Genomic DNA, 18,068 nt, shown 5'->3' on the forward strand with positions numbered 1-18,068 from the left:
GGTGCCCCAATCGGCGTCCTATGTCATTCTCCGAACATTTCTGCACCTTTTGCAACCTGTTACTGGTCCCGGAATTCGTTTGGATTCAGCCCGTAATGCTTCTTGAACATTTTGCTGAAGTATTGCGGGTTTTGGTATCCGAGCTCGGCGGTAATCTCGTATATTTTTTTGTTCGTCTTCTTTAGCAGATAGAGCGCACGTTCCATCCGCATCCGGATAATATAATCGCCCAGGCTCTCACCGGTTTCGGCCTTATAGATTTTGGACAAATAGACCGGATGTAAAAAGACTTTGTCGGCAATCGTCTTCACCGACGTGTCCTGCCCCAAATCGCGGGAGACGAGCTCCTGCACTTGGTGGATAATGTAGCTGCGCGTATATTGATCGCTGGCCGACAGCTCCGTCCGAAGCTTGTCCAGCATCCGCAAGGCCCAGCTTCGCAGCTTGTCCAGCGACAGAATCATTCCCTGGTCATGGACAAGGTCAAAGCCCGACTGGTCGACTTGATAGGCAAACTGGCCCTGCTTGTGCACCATATACATGAACGCATTCGTCATCAGCAAATACACCTCGTACAGATGCTCACGGGAGTAGCTCGTCCCTTCCAAATCGGCAAAAACTTCGTCAAGCTTGTTCCGCGCGGCATCCCACTGCTTGGATTCCAGCAGGTGAATCAGCGTCGGCGGCTTATACAGCGATTCCATCGATTGGACCGGGCTGACAGGCTGCGACCGTACGTCATCGAGGTACAGGATGCCCCCGGACTCGCCGCCGCCAGACATCATAAAGGAGCCGAGACCGGCCCGGTAAGCCTGGGCGATGCCGTCCGGGAACGGAAACCAGTCGGTGATGACCAGCGTGATATCGCCCTTCAAATAACTGCTCACCTGCGTGCGGAAGTTTTCCGCAAGCCCGTGAAGCTTCGCTTTGCGGCGCTTCTCAAAATCCGGCAGCAGCTCAATGCCCTCCCGGTATGAGGTTTTCAACGCGGCCGCCAGCACCAGACAGTCATGGGGCGCCTTGCAGCCCCACACATGGAACGCCTCCGCAAGGGTCTCTTCCGCGATGTTGCCCACCGCGTACTCCATCAGCGCCATCGAATGGTGGTCGTAATGGGCAAACTGCCGCCCGAGCTGGACGAGCAGCAGCACGGCGGGTTCGCCGACCTGCAGCGGAATTTCGTACTGGGCCAGCTTGTCCGCCACGGTCCGGTGCGACCAGGTCCGGCCCAGCACCAGATCGTGCATCAGGCTCGCTTTCAGCACGCCGGAATCCGATTTGATGGCGTACATTAACTGATGCACCTTTTCCGCCGCCTCCCACTCGTCCTTCAAAGATTCGATCGCATTCGACAAGCTGAGAATGAACTCCTCGTCGTTCACGGGCTTTAAAATATAATCAAACGCCTGCAGCTGCAGCGCCTTCTTCGCATATTGAAAGTCCGAATATCCGGTCAGCACCATGCAGCGGATATGCGGCCAGTCCTGCTGAATCCGCTCAATCAGCTGCAGGCCGTCGGTTTCCGGCATCCGAATATCCGATACGACGATATCGATGGACTGCTCGGACAGAACGGCCATAGCCGCCTCGGCCGAGTCGGCTTGATAAACCTTGGCAATCCCCAAGTCGTCCCACGGGATCGTGGCTTTAATGCTTTCGGTGACATAGGATTCGTCATCCACCAGTAAAATCTCAATCATTCTATGTTCCCCCTTACCTGCTGCCCGCTCGTATATTTGGTATGCTCAATGGGCCAGTGGAGCTCTACCCGGACGCCGCCCAGACCGGACTTTGCGAAGCGGAGCCCGGCGGTGTCGCCGTAATGGATCAGCATGCGCTGCCGAACGTTCCACAGCCCGCAGCCCATATCCTGGCTCATCGGCAGGGTCAAGGAACGGCGCAGCCCCTCCATCTGCTCTTCCGTCATGCCGCGGCCGCCGTCTTCGACGATGATCCGCATTTCACCGGGACCGACTTCACCGGCGATCCGCACGCTGCCTGCACCGGACTTTGGCTCGATTCCATGCAGCACCGCATTCTCCACCAGCGGCTGGACGACCAGCAGCGGTACTTCCCATTTGCGCATCACCTCAGGGATATCAACAGCAAATTCGAGCTGAGGCTTGCGCATCTTCTGAATCTCCAAATAGCTGCGGACAAAGTCCAGCTCTTCCTGCAGCGGAACGACATCCCTCTCCTGCCGTGTCGTGTATCGGTAATAGTTCGACAGGTTGTGGGCCATCGCCACCACGGCCTTCATGTTCCCGAGCTTCGCCATGCTGGAAATGAAGGAAAAGCAGTTGTAGAAAAAATGCGGATTGATCTGCGATTGCAGCTGCTTCAGCCGCGCTTCCCTGACGTGGATCCGCTCCATATACACGTTCTCGAACAGCTCCTGAATCTGCCCGACCATCGAGTTGAAGCGCTGGAACACGAAGCCGAACTCATTGTTGCCCTTGGCCTCCAGCCGGACGGAATAGTCCTCGTGCTGCAGCTTCTTGAACGCCAAAACGAGCCGCTTCACCGGAACCTGGACCTGGGCATACAGCATATAAGCCGCCAGACAGCTGAGCAGCAGCGTCAAGCCGACGGAAACATAAAACAGCCGGTTCGACTGCTCGATCGGCGCAACGATTTCCTTCAGCGGCACGTAGTCGATCAGGTACCAGCCGGTGGTGTCCGAAGCGGCGATGTTGACCAGATAGGTCTCGCCGTCCAGCTCGAGCCTCCGGTTCTCCGCCTTCTTCAGCGGCTCCTGCCGAAGCTGCCGCAGGATGGAGTCTGTCAGCGGCCGGTCCGCCGACCGGTTATAGATCACGCCCATGTCCGGCCTGTAGTAGATCGGGTCGCGCCGCCCGTCGCTTTTGAACTTGTCCAGCATGTTCTGGATATTGCTGCTGTCAAACTGCAGCTCGATGATCAGATTGGCGTCTTCGGGATGGCTGAAGGAAGAATACGGATACGCCGTGAACAAGGAGAACGAATAATACGCCTCGTCCCCTTCCACCATCTTTTGCACCTGCCAGCCGGGCCTCATCCGCTTCTTCAAATCGTCGTTATCGTACGATTCCACGTCGTTGTCCGACACCATCCGCCCCAGCGACGGGGAAAAAATGTAGAGCTTCGTTTTCCAGTCCGACGAGCTTTCCTGAATGTTCAGCTTCGTCTGGATCCGTTTCACCAGGTTAATCATGTCGAGATTGAAATACTCACTGTTCAGAAAAACGTCCTTAAATCCGAAAATATCGGGATCCTGGATCAGCAGGGTCGGCCACAAGGAAAAGCGCTCGATGTTCGTGTTGACCTGCGTCTGGAAAAAGTTCAGCTGGTTGGCGCTCGATTGGCTGAGCTCCGTCCCCAGCACTTCCGTGCTCGTACGGTTGGAATAGAAGTAAAGGCCCACGATCGGAACAAGCATCATGACGAGCAATAGCACCATTTTACGGAATAATGTATTTCTGGGCACGGCAGTTCACACCTTACGCATATTTTTAAAGTCATGGATCAGCAAGACGTAGATCTTTGTCAGAACATGTCTAAAAGCATCATCATTATACTGGAAACGGATGCATGCGAGTAGCGTTCTTTTCACCAAAGAAGAAGCCCCACCTGCCTTAAGTGAACCCGCCATGGAACGCGTGATCAAATGACCGGATGAATCGGAGAGCCGTTCTCTTATTATTGTAGGGAGCCTGCTCCGCCCCGAAAATGGTTCATTCTTCAACAATTCAGCACTTTTCGCAACCAAACGGATGGAGAACGGCATAGCTACGCCCGATATGAGGTCAAAAAAAAGCAGGCCGCTGTTTGCGGCCTGCCCTTGATTCCCCGGAGTCAGCTTAGATGCCCGGAATCGAATTGCGCTTATGTGCGGTACGCTTATAGTAGCTCTCCAGGCGCTCCTTCGCCTGCGGGCTCACTTCCTTGCCTTCCAGATAGTCGCTGTTCTCGTCATAAGTAATGCCGAGCTCGCCTTCGTCCGTCTGGCCTTCCCACAAACCGGCGGTAGGCGCCTTATCCAGAATCGCCTGCGGCACGCCAAGGTAGCCGGCCAGCTGGCGGACCTGACGCTTGTTGAGCGTGCTGAGCGGCGTAATGTCCACCGCACCGTCGCCCCACTTCGTGTAGAAGCCGGTAATGGCTTCGGAAGCATGGTCCGTTCCCACGACGAGCAGGTTCAGGTCAAATGCCAGCGCATACTGCATCACCATGCGTGTTCTCGCCTTGATATTCCCTTTGCCCTGCGGGGTCAGGTGGCGGTGGATGCCAATTTGCTTGAGCCCATGCTCCGCTTCCAAGGCAATTTCGCCGACGGCATCCTCGATATTGGTCTCGGCCTTATATTTCAGGTTAAAAGCTTCCGCCACCGCGTAGCTGTGCTCGATATCCTCCTGAACCGCATAGGGCTGGAACACGCCCAGCGTCATATATTCCTTGCCTTCCTCCTCGCTGAGCTCGTCGGTCGCCCGTTTGCACAGGCCGGTCGCCACGGCGCTGTCGATCCCCCCGCTGATGGCAATGAGCAGTCCCTTCGCCCCCGCGCTCTTCACATAGGATTTCAGGAAATCCACCCTTTTCCGGACTTCGCTCTCCACATCGATTGCCGGCTTCACGCCAAGGGCCGCAATAATTTCTTCCTGCAAACTCACGATAAGCACCTCTCTTGAACAGAATAGTCGATTAAATATGGTGTGATTTCAAACACAAAAGCCCCGTACGTATCGGATGTCCGAATACCCGGGGCATTATGTACGAGGTGCGCCGATTAACGGCACACCCGGTCAAACGCTTCGATCAGATCGTCGGCAATTTCTTGGGCCGAACGGTCTTCGATTTGGTGACGCTCAATAAAATGAACAAGCTCCCCGTCCTTCATCAGGGCGATGGATGGAGAAGACGGCGGATACGGAGCGAAATACTCGCGTGCTTTCGCGGTCGCTTCTTTATCCTGTCCGGCAAATACCGTAAACAGATTGTCAGGCACGATGTCATGCTGCAAAGCCTGAGCTACGCCGGGACGGCATTGGCCGGCGGCACAGCCGCACACCGAGTTAACGACAACCAGCGTGGTGCCTGGCGCGTCCGGAAGGTGAGTCTCCACTTCTTCCGCGGTTCTAAGTTCCTTAATGCCGAGGCGCGTCAGTTCGTCACGCATCGGTTGAATCATATCCTTCATATATCTGTCAAAAGACATGGCCATTCCCTATCACTCCTTGGATACAAAATATCAATGGACAAGCTCATAACAACATCCGCTGTTAATACTCCTATTATACATCCATAAGGGTCGAAATCAAGAGAAGCAGCGGCCTTGCGGGCTGTCAGATCATTCCCGCCCACGAATCCGTAACGGGGAACTGAATGGTGAAAGCCGTCCCCTTTCCCTCCTCCGATTCTACCGATATTTTGCCGTGATGGCGCTCCACGATGCTGAGACAGAGGGCAAGACCGAGCCCGGTACCTTTGGCTTTGGTCGTAAAAAACGGCTCAAACAGCCGCTCCTGCCTGCTCTTGGCGATCCCCATCCCCGTATCCTTGATGATCAGCTCCACAAAGGAGTCGTTCAGCCTCGTCTCGATCGTCAGCTGCCCTTTTTCCTCCATGGCTTCCATGCCGTTGCGCGACAGGTTCAGCACCAGCTGCTTGATTTCCTTGGCGTTCAGGCTCAGCTCCGGGACCTTCTCGTCCAGGATCAGCTCGATCGTCTGTCCGCGCAGATTCGCATCCGCCCACAACAGCGGGCTTAAATCGCTGATGATCGTATGCAGATGCCATTGTTCTTTCTCGGCGATACGGTTCTGGGCAAGGGATAAAAAGTCGTTGATAATACCGTTCGCCCGGTCCAGTTCCTCCATGACGATCCGGTAGTAATGGTCGAGCGCTTCCGGGCTCTTCTCCTTCATCAGCTGCAGGAAGCCCCGGACGACGGCCATGGGATTGCGTATTTCATGGGTGATGCTGGCCGCCATCTGACCGACAAGGCTGAGTCTTTCCACATTCTCCAGCTCGCTTCGCAGCCTCGCCAGCTCGGTCACGTCCTGAAAAGCGAGGACCGCTCCGATAATGGCACCTGTATGTGTATTCGTTAATGGTGATGTGCTTATGTAGTAGTTATGCGTTCCGATGCGGATCAGTTCATTGCCCAGCTTCTTGCCCTGAAGCGCCTGAACGATCCGGTAGTTGATGTAGTCTTGACCCATGATATCCACGAACATCGTGACAGGGTAGCCGAGCACGTCCTGCTTAGTAAGGTCGGGGTCCTTCGTCTTGACCAGGTTCATCATCGTGTCGTTGATGCTTGTAATATTTCCGGCATGATCAACCGAAACCATTGAAATGGGCGTAGCATCGATGACCTGCTGCAGCTTCTCCTCTTCCCTGAGATATTTCTCGGAGATGCCCATAACCTGCTCCTTCAGCCGCAGCTTCTCCAGAGCAAATTCAATCATATACACCAGAGTACCCCCGGTGAACATACTGGTTAATATATAGAAGAGAACGATCAGCACCAGCCCTGCATCGGTTAAATTCAGGTTGGGAGATTCGATAATCGGGGCGGCCGTGATCAATAGCATCGCAGGCATAAGGCACAGCCACAGCTTGTTGATCTTCTCCGTGAGCGGCCCTTTCCGGAACTTTGGGGACATCCAGATCAGAAGAGGGTATAGCGGTAATCCGGTATGCAGAAACAAACCGAGAACCGTCCAATTGGGATTAAATATGAAGTCGCACAGAAGGCACAGCCCCGCCAGAGGCAGGCCCGTCTTATATCCTCCATACAGCATCCCGATAAACAGCGGCAGAATGCCCAGGTTTAATGGAATGTAGTTAAAAATGGAGGTGGAAAACATCGAGCAGAGCAAAATCGTCAGAGCGCTGGACAAAATAATGACAAGATCAAAATCCATGGCTTCCATTCGCTTTCTACGCCTAAAAACCCGGACATATTTGTCCAGTCCCATTGGGAAGAGAAAAGCGAAGGAACCGGCCATAAGTACCTGTGTTATAATGTTTTTCAGTGCGTAAATAATCGCCAATCCCTCCTCCCCGCCAGGGCAGGTATGTGTAGTTCCCAATACGAATCTTTAGTGATTGCAGCTGGTTCTTCTTGCCGTTCGAGTGAAAGCGATTCATTACAGGTTTAACGGACTACAAGGAATAGGAAGATGTACCGCTGTTTTATGATGAAAGACGATTTCCTTTTGATTAAATCACAGCCAACACGATATTACAATATATCCTGATATATCCTAAAAAAGGACACACGAAACAGGAAAATAGACTGACGTAAAAATAAAGGAGTTTAACCAGTGAACCGATATGACGTAATTGTTGCCGGAGGCGGATCCGCGGGTCTAATGGCATGTGTCTCGGCCGCCCGGCATGGGGCATCTGTCCTGCTTTTGGACAAAGGAAATAAACTTGGCCGCAAGCTCGGCATTTCCGGAGGCGGCCGCTGCAACGTAACCAATGCTAAAGAAACCGATGACCTGATCGCCCATATCCCGGGCAACGGCCGCTTTTTGTACAGCGCGTTCCAGCATTTTAACAACCGGGATATTATGAGCTTTTTTGAAGGGCTCGGCATTGCCCTGAAGGAAGAGGACAACGGGCGGATGTTTCCGGTATCCGACAAGGCCGCCAGCGTCGTGGGCGCTCTCATTCAGGAGGTGAAGAGGCTCGGCGTGGAGATCAAAACGGACAGCCCGATTGAGGAGGTGCTCTATGAGGATGGAAGAACGGCAGGCGTTCGTCTGAAGTCCGGCCATATTTACAGAGCCCCCAGCGTCATTGTCGCCACCGGCGGCAAATCCGTGCCCCATACTGGATCCACCGGTGACGGTTACCCTTGGGCAGAGGCCGCCGGCCACACGATTACCGAGCTGTACCCTACCGAAGTCCCTATCGTTTCCCATGAAAAGTGGATCCAGTCCAAGGAGCTTCAGGGACTCTCCCTGCGGGACGTGGAGCTCTCCGTGTGGAATCCCAAAGGTAAAAAAGTGATCGGGCACCGCGGGGATATGATCTTTACCCATTTCGGCGTATCCGGTCCGATCGCCCTGCGATGCAGCCAATTTCTGCGGCAGGTCAAAAATAAGTTTCATACGCCCGACGTCGAAATGGCCATCGACTTGTTCCCGAATCTGGACGTTTCGTCACTCGACCAGCTGCTTAGGGACAAACTCGCGTCCGAGCCGAAAAAGGCGATCCGTAACGTGCTCAAGGGCCAGGTCCCCGATCGGCTGCTTCCGCTGCTGTTCGATAAATCCCAGCTGGACGGGGACGCGACCTACGCCCATCTGCCCAAGCAGCAGTGGGGGGATTTTGTCGCCTGCCTGAAGCAGTTCCGTTTCCGCGCGGTCGGCACCAAATCGATCGAGGAGGCGTTTGTCACCGGCGGAGGCGTCAACCTGAAGGAGATCAATCCGAAGACGATGGAATCGAAGCTGATGCCGGGGCTGTTTTTCTGCGGCGAAGTACTCGACATTCACGGATACACCGGCGGCTACAACATTACGGCCGCCTTCTCGACCGGCTATACCGCCGGCATGCACGCAGCGTGTTACCATTAATAATCCAATTCGAGGTGATCGGTATGAGGATGGAGCTGAACAATGATTTTTGCCGGCAATTCGGCATTCGTTACCCTATTTTTCAGGCGGGCATGGCCGGCGGTCCCACGACGCCTGAACTCGTGGCCGCCGTATCGAATGCCGGCGGTCTCGGTACTCTGGGAGCGGCCTACATGGAGCCTGCGGCGATCCGCGCAGCGATCGCGGACATCCGCGGGCGGACAAGCGCCCCGTTTGCGGTCAATCTGTTCACCGTCCCGATGGAAGACGACAATCGCCGGACTGCCGAGGTCCAGCGTGTTCTCGACTCCATCCGGGACGATCTGGGATTGCCGCCCGCCCCGCCCCAGGCGGTCCAAACGCCGGATCACTTGGAGCGGCAGTTCGCCGAAGTGCTTGAAGCCGGCGTTCCCGTGATCAGCACCGCTTTTGGCGTGCTGTCCCCGCGGCATATGGAGCTGGCCAAGAAGGCCGGGATGAAGGTGGTCGCCATGGCGACCACCGTTGAGGAGGCGCTGGAAGCCGAGCGCGCCGGCTGCGATGCGGTTGTCGCCCAGGGAAGCGAGGCCGGCGGCCACCGCGGCACGTTCAACGTCGATGCTCACCCAATGGGGGCGAACATCGGCACTTTTGCCCTCGTGCCGCAGATTACCGACCGGGTGTCCATCCCGGTCATCGCCGCCGGCGGCATCATGGACGGGCGCGGCATGGTCGCCGCCATGGTTCTGGGAGCGCAGGCGGTCCAAATGGGCACCCGCTTCCTGACGGCAGCCGAATCCGGTGCGCATCCCGCCTATCAGGCGGCGCTGCTTGCCAGCACCGAAGAGAGCACGGTGCTGACCAAGGCCTTCTCGGGCCGGCCCGCCCGGGGCATCGCCAACGCCTTCGTCCGGGAGTGGAACGAGAGCGGCGTAGAGCCGCTGCCGTTCCCGACGCAGAACACGGCGACCCGGGATATTCGGAACGCGGCCGCCCGGCAGAATCAAGCCGGTTACATGTCGCTATGGGCCGGGCAGGCGACAAGAATGCTGAAAGCGGGCCAGAGCGCCGCAGACATCGTGGAGGAAACCGTCCGGCAGGCGCTCGAAATATTGGAATCTTAGCTCCTGCGCGATTCGTACGATTGTGATGCAATGATGTGACGTTATGCTTTCCTACCAAAAAACGCCTGGATCTAAGATCCGGCGTTTTTTTAGATTAAGAACGTATATATTTGGAGCAGAGCTGTTGATCATATCTTTCGCAGCATCAGCAACTGAAGAAGGGTTACCGTGATCCAAACAGCTGCGAGCGCCAGCGGAATCAGCACAACCGCAGCTGCCCAGACCGGCAGCATCGAGAACAGCAGCAGCCCTGACGTCACGAGCGCATACGGCGCAAGCAGCATCCGCACGGCCTTCTTCATGGCGCCCAGCTTCACCTCGTCCGCCCAGGGCAGCATCGTAACAAAGCATTCCTTCATAAAGGCCGCTGCATTCAAATACAGCCAGTAAGCCAGCAGCAAATGAAGCGCGGCGTAGACCAGAATCTTCACCCCGGGGGGCAGCGTCAACAGAATGGCCGCGCTGAGCGACATAACCTGCGCATATCCTGTAAGCTGCTTCGTCTGGCGTACATATGCCTTCACGCATGCCCCGGCCAGGCGATGGACCGGCGTTGTCGATCGGAACAGACGCTGGGACCGCCGGAAAATCCATGGTCTGCTGCGAATTTTCCGCGGTTTGTCCATGGCGCTGCTCAGCACGAGTCCGGTCAGTTTGGTCCGCTGAACCAGCTCTTCCTGGATATCGTTCATAAATGTGCCGCGAGCTCTCATCCGCACCAGGAGCAGCAGCACGTTGATCACCGCCAGCAGGGCGGAAGCGGCAGCCAGCCGGGACGGGCTGTCTATCCACCATACCGACAATATGACGTATGCTGCGGCCGGAAGCACGACCATGGGCAGATACAGCAGCCATCTCCGCCAGCCGTGAGCCCGGATCCGTGCGAAATGCTTCAGCCAGACCATCAGGCCGCCGGCCATCACCGTGAAGAGCAGCCAGTACCAGGCAGCATCAAGGCTGATCCCATATCTGCGGACCATAAAGGGAAGCACCAGCAGAAAGCCCGCTCCCGCCTTCAGGGCTGTGGCGATCATGCTGTAAATGCCTCCCCTCAGCATCAGCCCGCGCAGCCACCGCACGCGTTGATGAATGAAGAGAACGTCGGCCTCCCGAACCATAAGGAACATTTTTCCCGCTGACAGCCACAATAACAGAAATACAGGAATAACGCCGAATATCATATGGCTGCTCCACTGCGGGAGCGGCTCCTTCCATAAACCGTAATACAGCCTTCCCCCCAGCAGCGCGCCCGGAATCAGCATATACAGGAGCACCGTCCAGTCCGCCACTGACCGGATGACGGCGATCGTTTCCTTCCAGTGGGTCCGGAGCCGGTGCCAGAACAATCGCCCGGGGGTTGGGTAGGCATAACCGGTATTGCTTGAGTCCGCCATGTTCATCTCCTTTCCATGGATGTCAGCCAGTCTGCGAAGAAACATCCGGTCCACGAAGACTGGGCTCGTCGAAGCATCCGGCCTCAGGTCAGGGCATCAAAGCAGTCGAACAGCGAGGCGTCCGGCAGCCCGGCCGTCCTGCGGATATCCGTCAAATCCCCTTTGGCCACCATTCGCCCGCCGGAGATCATCACGAACGCATCGCAGATCCGCTCGGCCGTATCCAGCACATGGGTAGACATCAGCACGCCGGCGCCCCTGCCCCGCTCCTCTTCCAGGAGCCGCAGAAAATCCTTGGTCGCCCGCGGATCCAAGCCGATGAAGGGCTCGTCCACGATATAAATATCGGGTTCCGCCAGAAATCCGAGCATGAGCATCATTTTCTGCTTCATCCCTTTGGAAAAACCGGCCGGGAGCTGATGCTTCACCCCGCTCATGCCGAACTGGGCCAGCAGCTCCTCCGCATGGCGGACAAAAGCCTCGTATTCCAATTCGTAAGCGGCCGCAGCCAAATCGAGATGCTCCCAGAGCGTCAAATCGTCATAAAATACCGGCTGCTCGGGGATGTAGGCGTACCGCCCGCTCTCCCCTCCGATCGTTACGGACGCCTTGGAGTATCTTAGCAGACCGAGCAGCGTCTTCAGCGTCGTGCTTTTTCCAGCACCGTTCGGACCGATGACGCCCAGCAGCTCGCCAGGCGCCACTTGAAAAGAAACGTCCCAAATGCGCGGCTGTCCTTCTTCATATCCCGCTTCCTCGATATGCACATCGAGCACAGGCAGCAAAGGCTCCATGATCCACCTCCAGAAAAAATAATCCGTTTCGAGCCATAGAGCTTATGTATATCAACAAAGGCCACCAAAACCAAATGGATCGGAACGGCTGCGTCCCGACCCTGCATAATTTAACTATATGAAAAGTTCACCCGATAATCCATACGTCCCGGGACTGAAATCGATCTACAGCCGGCGGGCTTATTTAAAATGCTGGACCAGCGTTCCTCCGCCGCCAACCGCCTTCACTTCGGCATAAGCGCCGTTCACCAGCGTCATTTGCGGCGGCACGTGACCGCAGTCGATATCGTAAATGACCGGTACGCCCAGTTCTTCCGACAGCTCCTGGTATACTTCCTCCACCGTGTATCCTTCCATGGGACGGTTGGCCGCGCTCCGGCCGAACATCAGCCCGGCGCAGCCTTCGAACCAGCCGGCATACTTCATCTGAACAAGAGACCTGCGCAGATCGGCTGTGTTCAGCTCGCAGTTCTCCAAATACCAGAGGAGAGGTTCGCCCGGAATATGGCGCTCCCGGAATGCTGCCACATCCCCGTAAGGCGTGCCGATCAAATGGCGGATAACGTCAACGCATCCCCCGAGCAGCCGGCCCTGCAGCGACTCCGGTCCGCCCGAAACCGTCTTCCACACCGTCGGCTCCGTCAGATGGAAGATGCACGGGCTCGGATCGTCATGACGCCACTCCTTCTGGTATTTGGCCGATGCCTGCTGAGCAATCCGATCGCCCGGCTTGGCCGTCAGCACGGCCTCCCACATGGCCGAGGTATGATCCGAATACGTCCCCCGCAGGTCGACGAAATTGAGCCCGTGAGCAGTGGCGATTCCCGTCTTCAAGGTAATGGCCAGAAGAAGGACGCTGAGGTCCGAATAGCCGAGAATCCATTTCGGCGGCATGTGGTCAAAGTCCACCCGGTCCAACATTTCGATGAGGAGTTCCCCGCCCCACGGAGGAATGATCGCACCAATTTGGCGATCCCCGAGCATCTCGTTCAGCTCCTCGGCACGGACCTTGGCCGGGGCCGACTTGGCCTTGTGCTGCGTCCAGACCGTCTCCCCGACGCGTATGTGATAGCCCCTCTCCTCCATACGGCTGACGGCCGTGCGGAACATGTCGTGCAGACCGGGCTCTATGCCCGAGGAGGGAGCCGTCACACCGACGACAGCCCCTTTTTCCATTTGCGGATATTGAATCACTGCCCATCCCCCCCATAAGATTTTCCCATTATCTTACTAGAAAAGGACGGCTGGAACAATGACGATGTTACGGTATTGGCGAGCCCCGAGATTCCAAAAAAACAAGGATTCTCCGGACATCGAAGAATCCTTGCTGCGATAGCAACGCTATGATGTTTTATCCATTCGCGCCCTCCCGCGCTCTTTCCTCCTCTTCCTCCGGCCCGGCCGAAGGAACCGTATTTCGCAGTCCGAGCACGATCAGAAGGCTTACGACAGCGATGACTGCCATCACGACATACAGAGAATGGAGGCTCCCCTCAAGAATATGCCTCAGCTCGCTCCACAACTCCTTGGGAAGCGATGCGCTTCCTTCCGGAGTCAGCAGCTGGTTGACCTCTTCTTGGCCGACCCGCTCCAGCCCGGGAGTATCGGCGAGCCGCCCGGCGAGCGTCAAGTTGATTAACGATCCAAAGACAGCGACGCCGACCGTCTGGCCCAGCGAGCGGATAAAGGTATTCAGCGCCGTCGACGCGCCGCGAAGCGAGTAACCGACCGAGGACTGTGCAATAATCGTGAACACCGTGTTGGAATATCCGAAGCCGAGGCCGTAGATAAAGGTAAAAATCAAAATCACGTAATGCGGCGTCCCCTCGCCGATCCAGGCTAACCCGAGAGCCCCGATCACGATGCCGGCCAGGCCGATCAGCGTCGTTTTCCGCGAACCGGCGGTAAGAATGAGCCGGCTCCCCGCTACGGAGCCGAACAGCCAGCCGATCGACATCGGTGCCATCGTCAGCCCGGACATCGTGGCATTTTTGCCCATGACCCCTTGAATCCAGAGCGGCGTATACGTCGTGAGGCCGATCAGCAGCGCGCTGGTCAGCATGGCGGCGACGGTGGATACGGAAATGTCGCGGATCCTGAACAGCTTCAGCGGCAGCATCGGCTCCTTCGCCCGGGCCTCCACCACGATAAAGGCTGCCAGGAAAACCAGGGCAAGCACGATGCAGAGCACGATCCAAACCGAAGACCAGGCAAAAAACTGCCCGCCGGTCGCCAGCGCAAACAGCAGCGCCGTCATCCCCACCGTAAACGTTCCGGCACCTGCGAAATCGACATGCGTTTCAGCACGCTCCTGCCGCTGTTCGTGGAAATGGCGGGCGATCATCCACATGGACAGCAGCCCGAACGGCACGTTAAAGCCGAAAATCCAGCGCCAATTCAAATAGTCGACAAAGTATCCCCCGATGAGCGGTCCGATCAGGGAGGCAATGCCCCAGACCGAACTGATGAGTCCCTGGATTTTGGCGCGTTCTTCAATCCGGTAGACGTCCCCGATAATCGTAAAAGTGACCGGAATGACCGCCCCCGCTCCGATGCCCTGAATGGCCCGAAACGCGATCAGCTGGCCCATACTTTGCGAGAAGCCGCACAGCAGCGATCCCAGGACAAACAGCAGCGACCCGATTTGAAATACCGGTTTGCGGCCATACAGGTCGCTGATTTTTCCGAAAATCGGAGTGGATACAGCCATGGTCAGCAGGTACGCGGTAAAAATCCAGCTGAGGAGCTTCATGCCGCCAAAGCTGCTGATGATGGCCGGACCGGCCGGTCCCGTTACGGTTCCTTCGATGGCCGACAAGAACGTGGATACGAGGATTCCGGCCAGAATCCAGTTCCGGCTCTGCTTTCCAGGCAAATGGTCAGATCGATTCACGTTATTGTATCCTTTCTCCCGTTTTGACAAAGTTTCCTTATAACGAAACGTATCCACCCAGTGCACGAAAAATGGCCTCCGGTAAGAGACCGCTTTTCAGACTGGGCGGATGCATAGGGTTTATTAAAATAGAATGGCATGAAGTTTCAGGCGTAGACGATCCTTCGACCGTCGTCAAACGAAATCTTCCTGTCTATGACCGTACATGAATAAGTCCGTGATTCCGGCCCAACTGCCGGTAATCCTCGACCTTGCCTTGATCGAGCCGGAGCACGAAAGAAGCATCCTCCTCCACCAGGCGGGGGTCGTGGGTAATCATGAGCAAGGCAGCGCCCCGGGCGGCGGCACCCCGGCACAGCTTCAGCAGCCGCTGCGCGGCGCGGTAATCGATGCCCGAGGTGGGCTCATCGAGAATGTAGAGGGCTTTCGGCTGGATCAGTTGGCCGATGACGCTGAGCAGCTTCTTCTCACCCTGGCTGAGCAAGTATGGAGAGTCTTGACGACGTCCGCTCAGCCCGGCAGCCGCAAGCAGCGCCTCGGCCGCTTCGGTCTGCTCAGGCGTCAGTTCAGCTTGCCGCCGGCGCCAGCCGCTTCGAATCCGCAAGCCGTACACGAGCTCATCCCACACTGTATGCTCCACGAATTGATGCTCCGGCTGCTGGAACACGTATCCGATGTCCCCGGCCAGCTGATGAACCGGCATCCCGGATACGTCCCGCCCCTTCCAATATACCGAACGGGAAGGAACCGGCAGCAAGCCCATCAGGAGGCGGGTGAGCGTCGTTTTGCCCGAACCGTTCTCACCGGTCAGCATGCCCCACGCTCCCGGATGCATCGCAAACGAGACGTCCCGGAGCGCTTCCTGCCCTCCGGGGTAAGTGTAGCTCAGGTTCCGGACCTCCAGCAGCGGTCCGGAAGCCGAGTCACCGCCGGGGCCATCCGCATCCGGCGGCCTCTGCGCCGGCGCCGTCACCATGCCGGCGCTCTGCAGGGTCCCGGCGGCCGGCTCCGCTGCATGCGCGCCGGCTTCCGCTGCCCCCTCCCACGGGGGCAGCACGCCGAGCTGCGCCAGCCGGTCCCGACTGGTGCGCAGCAGCTCCTGCGGCGCTCCGTCCATCAGGACTGCGCCGCCGTCCAGGACGATGACGCGCTCCGCAGCGCGCGCGGCATCGTCGAAGCGGCCGGACACCGTGACGACGGTCCGGCCCTCGGCGTGCAGCCTGCGGCAGAGCTGCACGAACTGCGCCTGCGCCGCGGGGTCGAGGCTGGCGGATGCATCGTCGAAGACGATCATCCGCGGAGACAGCGACAGCACCGCGGCAATGGCGGTGCGCTGGCGCTGTCCGCCGGACAGCTCGCGCACCGGGGAGCGGCGGCGGGCGGTCAGGTTCACCGCCGCCAGCGCTTCGGCCACGCGGGACTCGATCTCCGCCGGCGGCACGCGGAGATTCTCGGGCCCGAACGCGGCCTCATCCTCGACGACGCCCCTCACCAGCTGGGCGTCGGGATCCTGGAACACGATGCCGGCCACCTTGGCGATCTCAGCGATCGGAGCTTCCGCCGGGTCAATCGTGTTCAGCCGTACCTTCCCTTCCCGGCGGCCGCCTCCGCTCCGCGGAAGATAGCCGCTAAGCAGCTGGCACAGGGTAGACTTGCCGCTGCCGCCCGGTCCGATTACCGCCGTAAACTGTCCTGCGGGAATCGTGAGCGACACGCCGCGGAGCGCAGGCTGCTCCACATCTTCGTACCAATAAGAAAGCTCCGTCAGCTCAATGGAAGTTCCCTGCATCCGCAGAAGCCTTTCTGCCAATGGCAAAACGTTTAAGCAGTCCGCTCCGCTGAAGCATATCCCCGAGCACCTTGGTGAGCAGGCCGCACAGCACGATGCCGCTGATGATCCGCACCACCATCGTTATTGCCAGCACCTGAAAGCTCCAGGACGTATACCCGAACATGTTCGCCGCGCAAATGAACCAGATCGGCACCATCGCGCCGCCGACCAGCATCATCGCACCGGCATTCCAGCGTTTGTAACGAAGCAGAAAAAATACGGCCTCCGCCACAACCAGATAACACAGCGCCGCCACGATGCTCGCCGCAATCCCGTACGTATTGCCTACGAAGCACTGGATCGCACCGCCGATTCCGTATGTAATCGCCGCGGTTCCCGGCTTGCGGATAATGTAATAGGCCAGCAGGCCGTACACCATGTACACGCCGACGATGGTAGAGGTCGCCACGGGCCCGCCCAGGCTGTTCAGCATTTTATTAATGTAAGATAAATAAAAGGTCAATACCGCGTTCGCTGTGGCCAGCATCGCCATCAGCACGATGTCCAGCGTCGTAAACGGGACAACACGTCTCTTTGATTGTGATAAAGTTTCCATCTCATGTCAACTCCTAATCAGGAAAATGGTGGGATTTCTCACCCTTGAAGACTCGCATCGCAAATTCCCTGCGATTGGCCTAGCCTCCCTGCTATTGTGCATGATCGGATTCGAAACGTCAACCTAAAAAATAAATTACAGGTTAACAATGTGGATATACCACCACAATGCCGCGGTAATCAGCACGGCCCCAACCGCCGTGATATGCCCGGCAGCAGACGGTTGCTGCTCCCTTAAAAACGTACGCTCGGGATATGCGCCAAAGCCTTTGGCTTCCATCGCTCCAGCAGTCTGCTGAATCCGGCGCACGGCATTATGCAACATGGCGGACACAAACACCTTCCACCAGCCTAACCGCTGCTTGACTCCCTTAGGGCGGGCTGCTCCCCTGACCTGATGGGCTGCCGAAATGCTTCTCCCTTCTTCTTGAAGCAAAGGCAAAAACGTGAGCGCCATCGAAATGCCGAAGGCGAACCGGTAAGGAACCCTCATCCGCCGGGTTAACGCGGTGACAAGATCGCCGGGATCGGTCGTGACCATGTAGACAAAAGATGAGAGAAACACCGTAAACATGCGCAGCGTCACCGAACCGGCCGCATCGGCTCCCTCCGTCGTGACGTGCAGCACGCCGAACTGCCAAATGGTGTGGCTGCCGGGTACGGTCAGCAGGGTCAGTATAAAGTACGGAACCGCTAAACCGATCAGGAAAGCCATCGCTTTCCACTGCCTTCTCCAGCTGACTCCGCCTGCCGTTCGGGCCATGAACGAGGCCGCCAGAAGCAGCAGTGCCTGCCCTGCCGATGTGTGCAAACGCATCGTCAGCACGGCGATGCATAGCAGGACCACGAGCTTGCTGAGCGGGTCGATACGGTGCAGCGGCGAGCCTCCCCCTTGATACGATAGGATCATCGTCTGATCGCTCCT

Annotated in this window: 14 protein-coding genes; 2 read left to right on the top strand and 12 right to left on the bottom strand. The window is 57.3% G+C overall.

Annotated elements, in window-relative coordinates; genetic code table 11:
- Window positions 1-59 precede the first annotated feature (59 nt).
- The 5 genes from BCV73_RS25455 to BCV73_RS25475 all read right to left on the bottom strand — a co-directional run bounded on the left by BCV73_RS25455 (window position 60) and on the right by BCV73_RS25475 (window position 6,908).
- Window positions 60-1,700: a response regulator gene (locus BCV73_RS25455; protein ID WP_089549026.1), complete on the bottom strand. Its 1,641-nt coding sequence runs from the start codon at window positions 1,698-1,700 to the stop codon at window positions 60-62.
- Window positions 1,697-3,466 (bottom strand): sensor histidine kinase, encoded by a 1,770-nt coding sequence (locus BCV73_RS25460; RefSeq protein WP_089549027.1) that lies wholly within the window; start codon window positions 3,464-3,466, stop codon window positions 1,697-1,699. Before BCV73_RS25460 ends, BCV73_RS25455 begins: the two co-directional genes overlap by 4 nt.
- 373 nt (window positions 3,467-3,839) lie before the next feature.
- Window positions 3,840-4,649: an ammonia-dependent NAD(+) synthetase gene (gene nadE, locus BCV73_RS25465; RefSeq protein ID WP_076175883.1), complete on the bottom strand. Its 810-nt coding sequence runs from the start codon at window positions 4,647-4,649 to the stop codon at window positions 3,840-3,842.
- Between the two features lie 116 nt (window positions 4,650-4,765).
- A complete protein-coding gene (locus tag BCV73_RS25470) occupies window positions 4,766-5,200 on the bottom strand; it encodes a BrxA/BrxB family bacilliredoxin (protein WP_076175886.1) in 435 nt (144 codons plus the stop codon).
- 121 nt (window positions 5,201-5,321) lie between these two features.
- Entirely contained in the window at window positions 5,322-6,908 is a 1,587-nt protein-coding gene (locus BCV73_RS25475) for an ATP-binding protein (protein ID WP_240913480.1), read from the bottom strand.
- A 402-nt stretch (window positions 6,909-7,310) separates the two neighbouring features.
- Here BCV73_RS25475 and BCV73_RS25480 point away from each other — a divergent pair, with 402 nt between their 5' ends.
- Together BCV73_RS25480 and BCV73_RS25485 are read left to right on the top strand one after the other, a co-directional pair.
- Entirely contained in the window at window positions 7,311-8,573 is a 1,263-nt protein-coding gene (locus BCV73_RS25480; RefSeq protein ID WP_089549028.1) for a BaiN/RdsA family NAD(P)/FAD-dependent oxidoreductase, read from the top strand.
- A gap of 23 nt (window positions 8,574-8,596) precedes the next feature.
- Entirely contained in the window at window positions 8,597-9,676 is a 1,080-nt protein-coding gene (locus tag BCV73_RS25485; RefSeq protein WP_089549029.1) for an NAD(P)H-dependent flavin oxidoreductase, read from the top strand.
- A gap of 128 nt (window positions 9,677-9,804) precedes the next feature.
- Here the strand turns inward: BCV73_RS25485 and BCV73_RS25490 are convergent, their stop codons facing one another.
- The 7 genes from BCV73_RS25490 to BCV73_RS25520 all read right to left on the bottom strand — a co-directional run bounded on the left by BCV73_RS25490 (window position 9,805) and on the right by BCV73_RS25520 (window position 18,053).
- Complete coding sequence (locus BCV73_RS25490; RefSeq protein ID WP_218828191.1) at window positions 9,805-11,115, bottom strand: ABC transporter permease; 1,311 nt, start codon at window positions 11,113-11,115, stop codon at window positions 9,805-9,807.
- 38 nt (window positions 11,116-11,153) lie between these two features.
- Window positions 11,154-11,864 carry an ABC transporter ATP-binding protein gene (locus BCV73_RS25495; RefSeq protein ID WP_089549031.1) on the bottom strand — a complete coding sequence of 237 codons (711 nt, stop codon included), beginning with the start codon at window positions 11,862-11,864 and terminating at the stop codon, window positions 11,154-11,156.
- 180 nt (window positions 11,865-12,044) lie between these two features.
- Window positions 12,045-13,058, bottom strand: a complete 1,014-nt coding sequence (locus BCV73_RS25500) for a S66 family peptidase (RefSeq protein WP_089549032.1) — start codon at window positions 13,056-13,058, stop codon at window positions 12,045-12,047.
- Between the two features lie 157 nt (window positions 13,059-13,215).
- Window positions 13,216-14,757 carry an MDR family MFS transporter gene (locus tag BCV73_RS25505; protein WP_256992999.1) on the bottom strand — a complete coding sequence of 514 codons (1,542 nt, stop codon included), beginning with the start codon at window positions 14,755-14,757 and terminating at the stop codon, window positions 13,216-13,218.
- 193 nt (window positions 14,758-14,950) lie between these two features.
- Window positions 14,951-16,567, bottom strand: a complete 1,617-nt coding sequence (locus BCV73_RS25510; RefSeq protein WP_256993000.1) for an ABC transporter ATP-binding protein — start codon at window positions 16,565-16,567, stop codon at window positions 14,951-14,953.
- Window positions 16,527-17,144 (bottom strand): ECF transporter S component, encoded by a 618-nt coding sequence (locus BCV73_RS25515; RefSeq protein WP_089549034.1) that lies wholly within the window; start codon window positions 17,142-17,144, stop codon window positions 16,527-16,529. Before BCV73_RS25515 ends, BCV73_RS25510 begins: the two co-directional genes overlap by 41 nt.
- 135 nt (window positions 17,145-17,279) lie before the next feature.
- Window positions 17,280-18,053 (bottom strand): energy-coupling factor transporter transmembrane component T family protein, encoded by a 774-nt coding sequence (locus BCV73_RS25520; RefSeq protein WP_089549035.1) that lies wholly within the window; start codon window positions 18,051-18,053, stop codon window positions 17,280-17,282.
- Window positions 18,054-18,068: the final 15 nt, after the last annotated feature.

It is taken from the genome of Paenibacillus sp. SSG-1, assembly GCF_002224835.1.
In the GTDB taxonomy this organism is placed as follows: Bacteria; Bacillota; Bacilli; order Paenibacillales; family Paenibacillaceae; genus Paenibacillus_AQ; species Paenibacillus_AQ favisporus.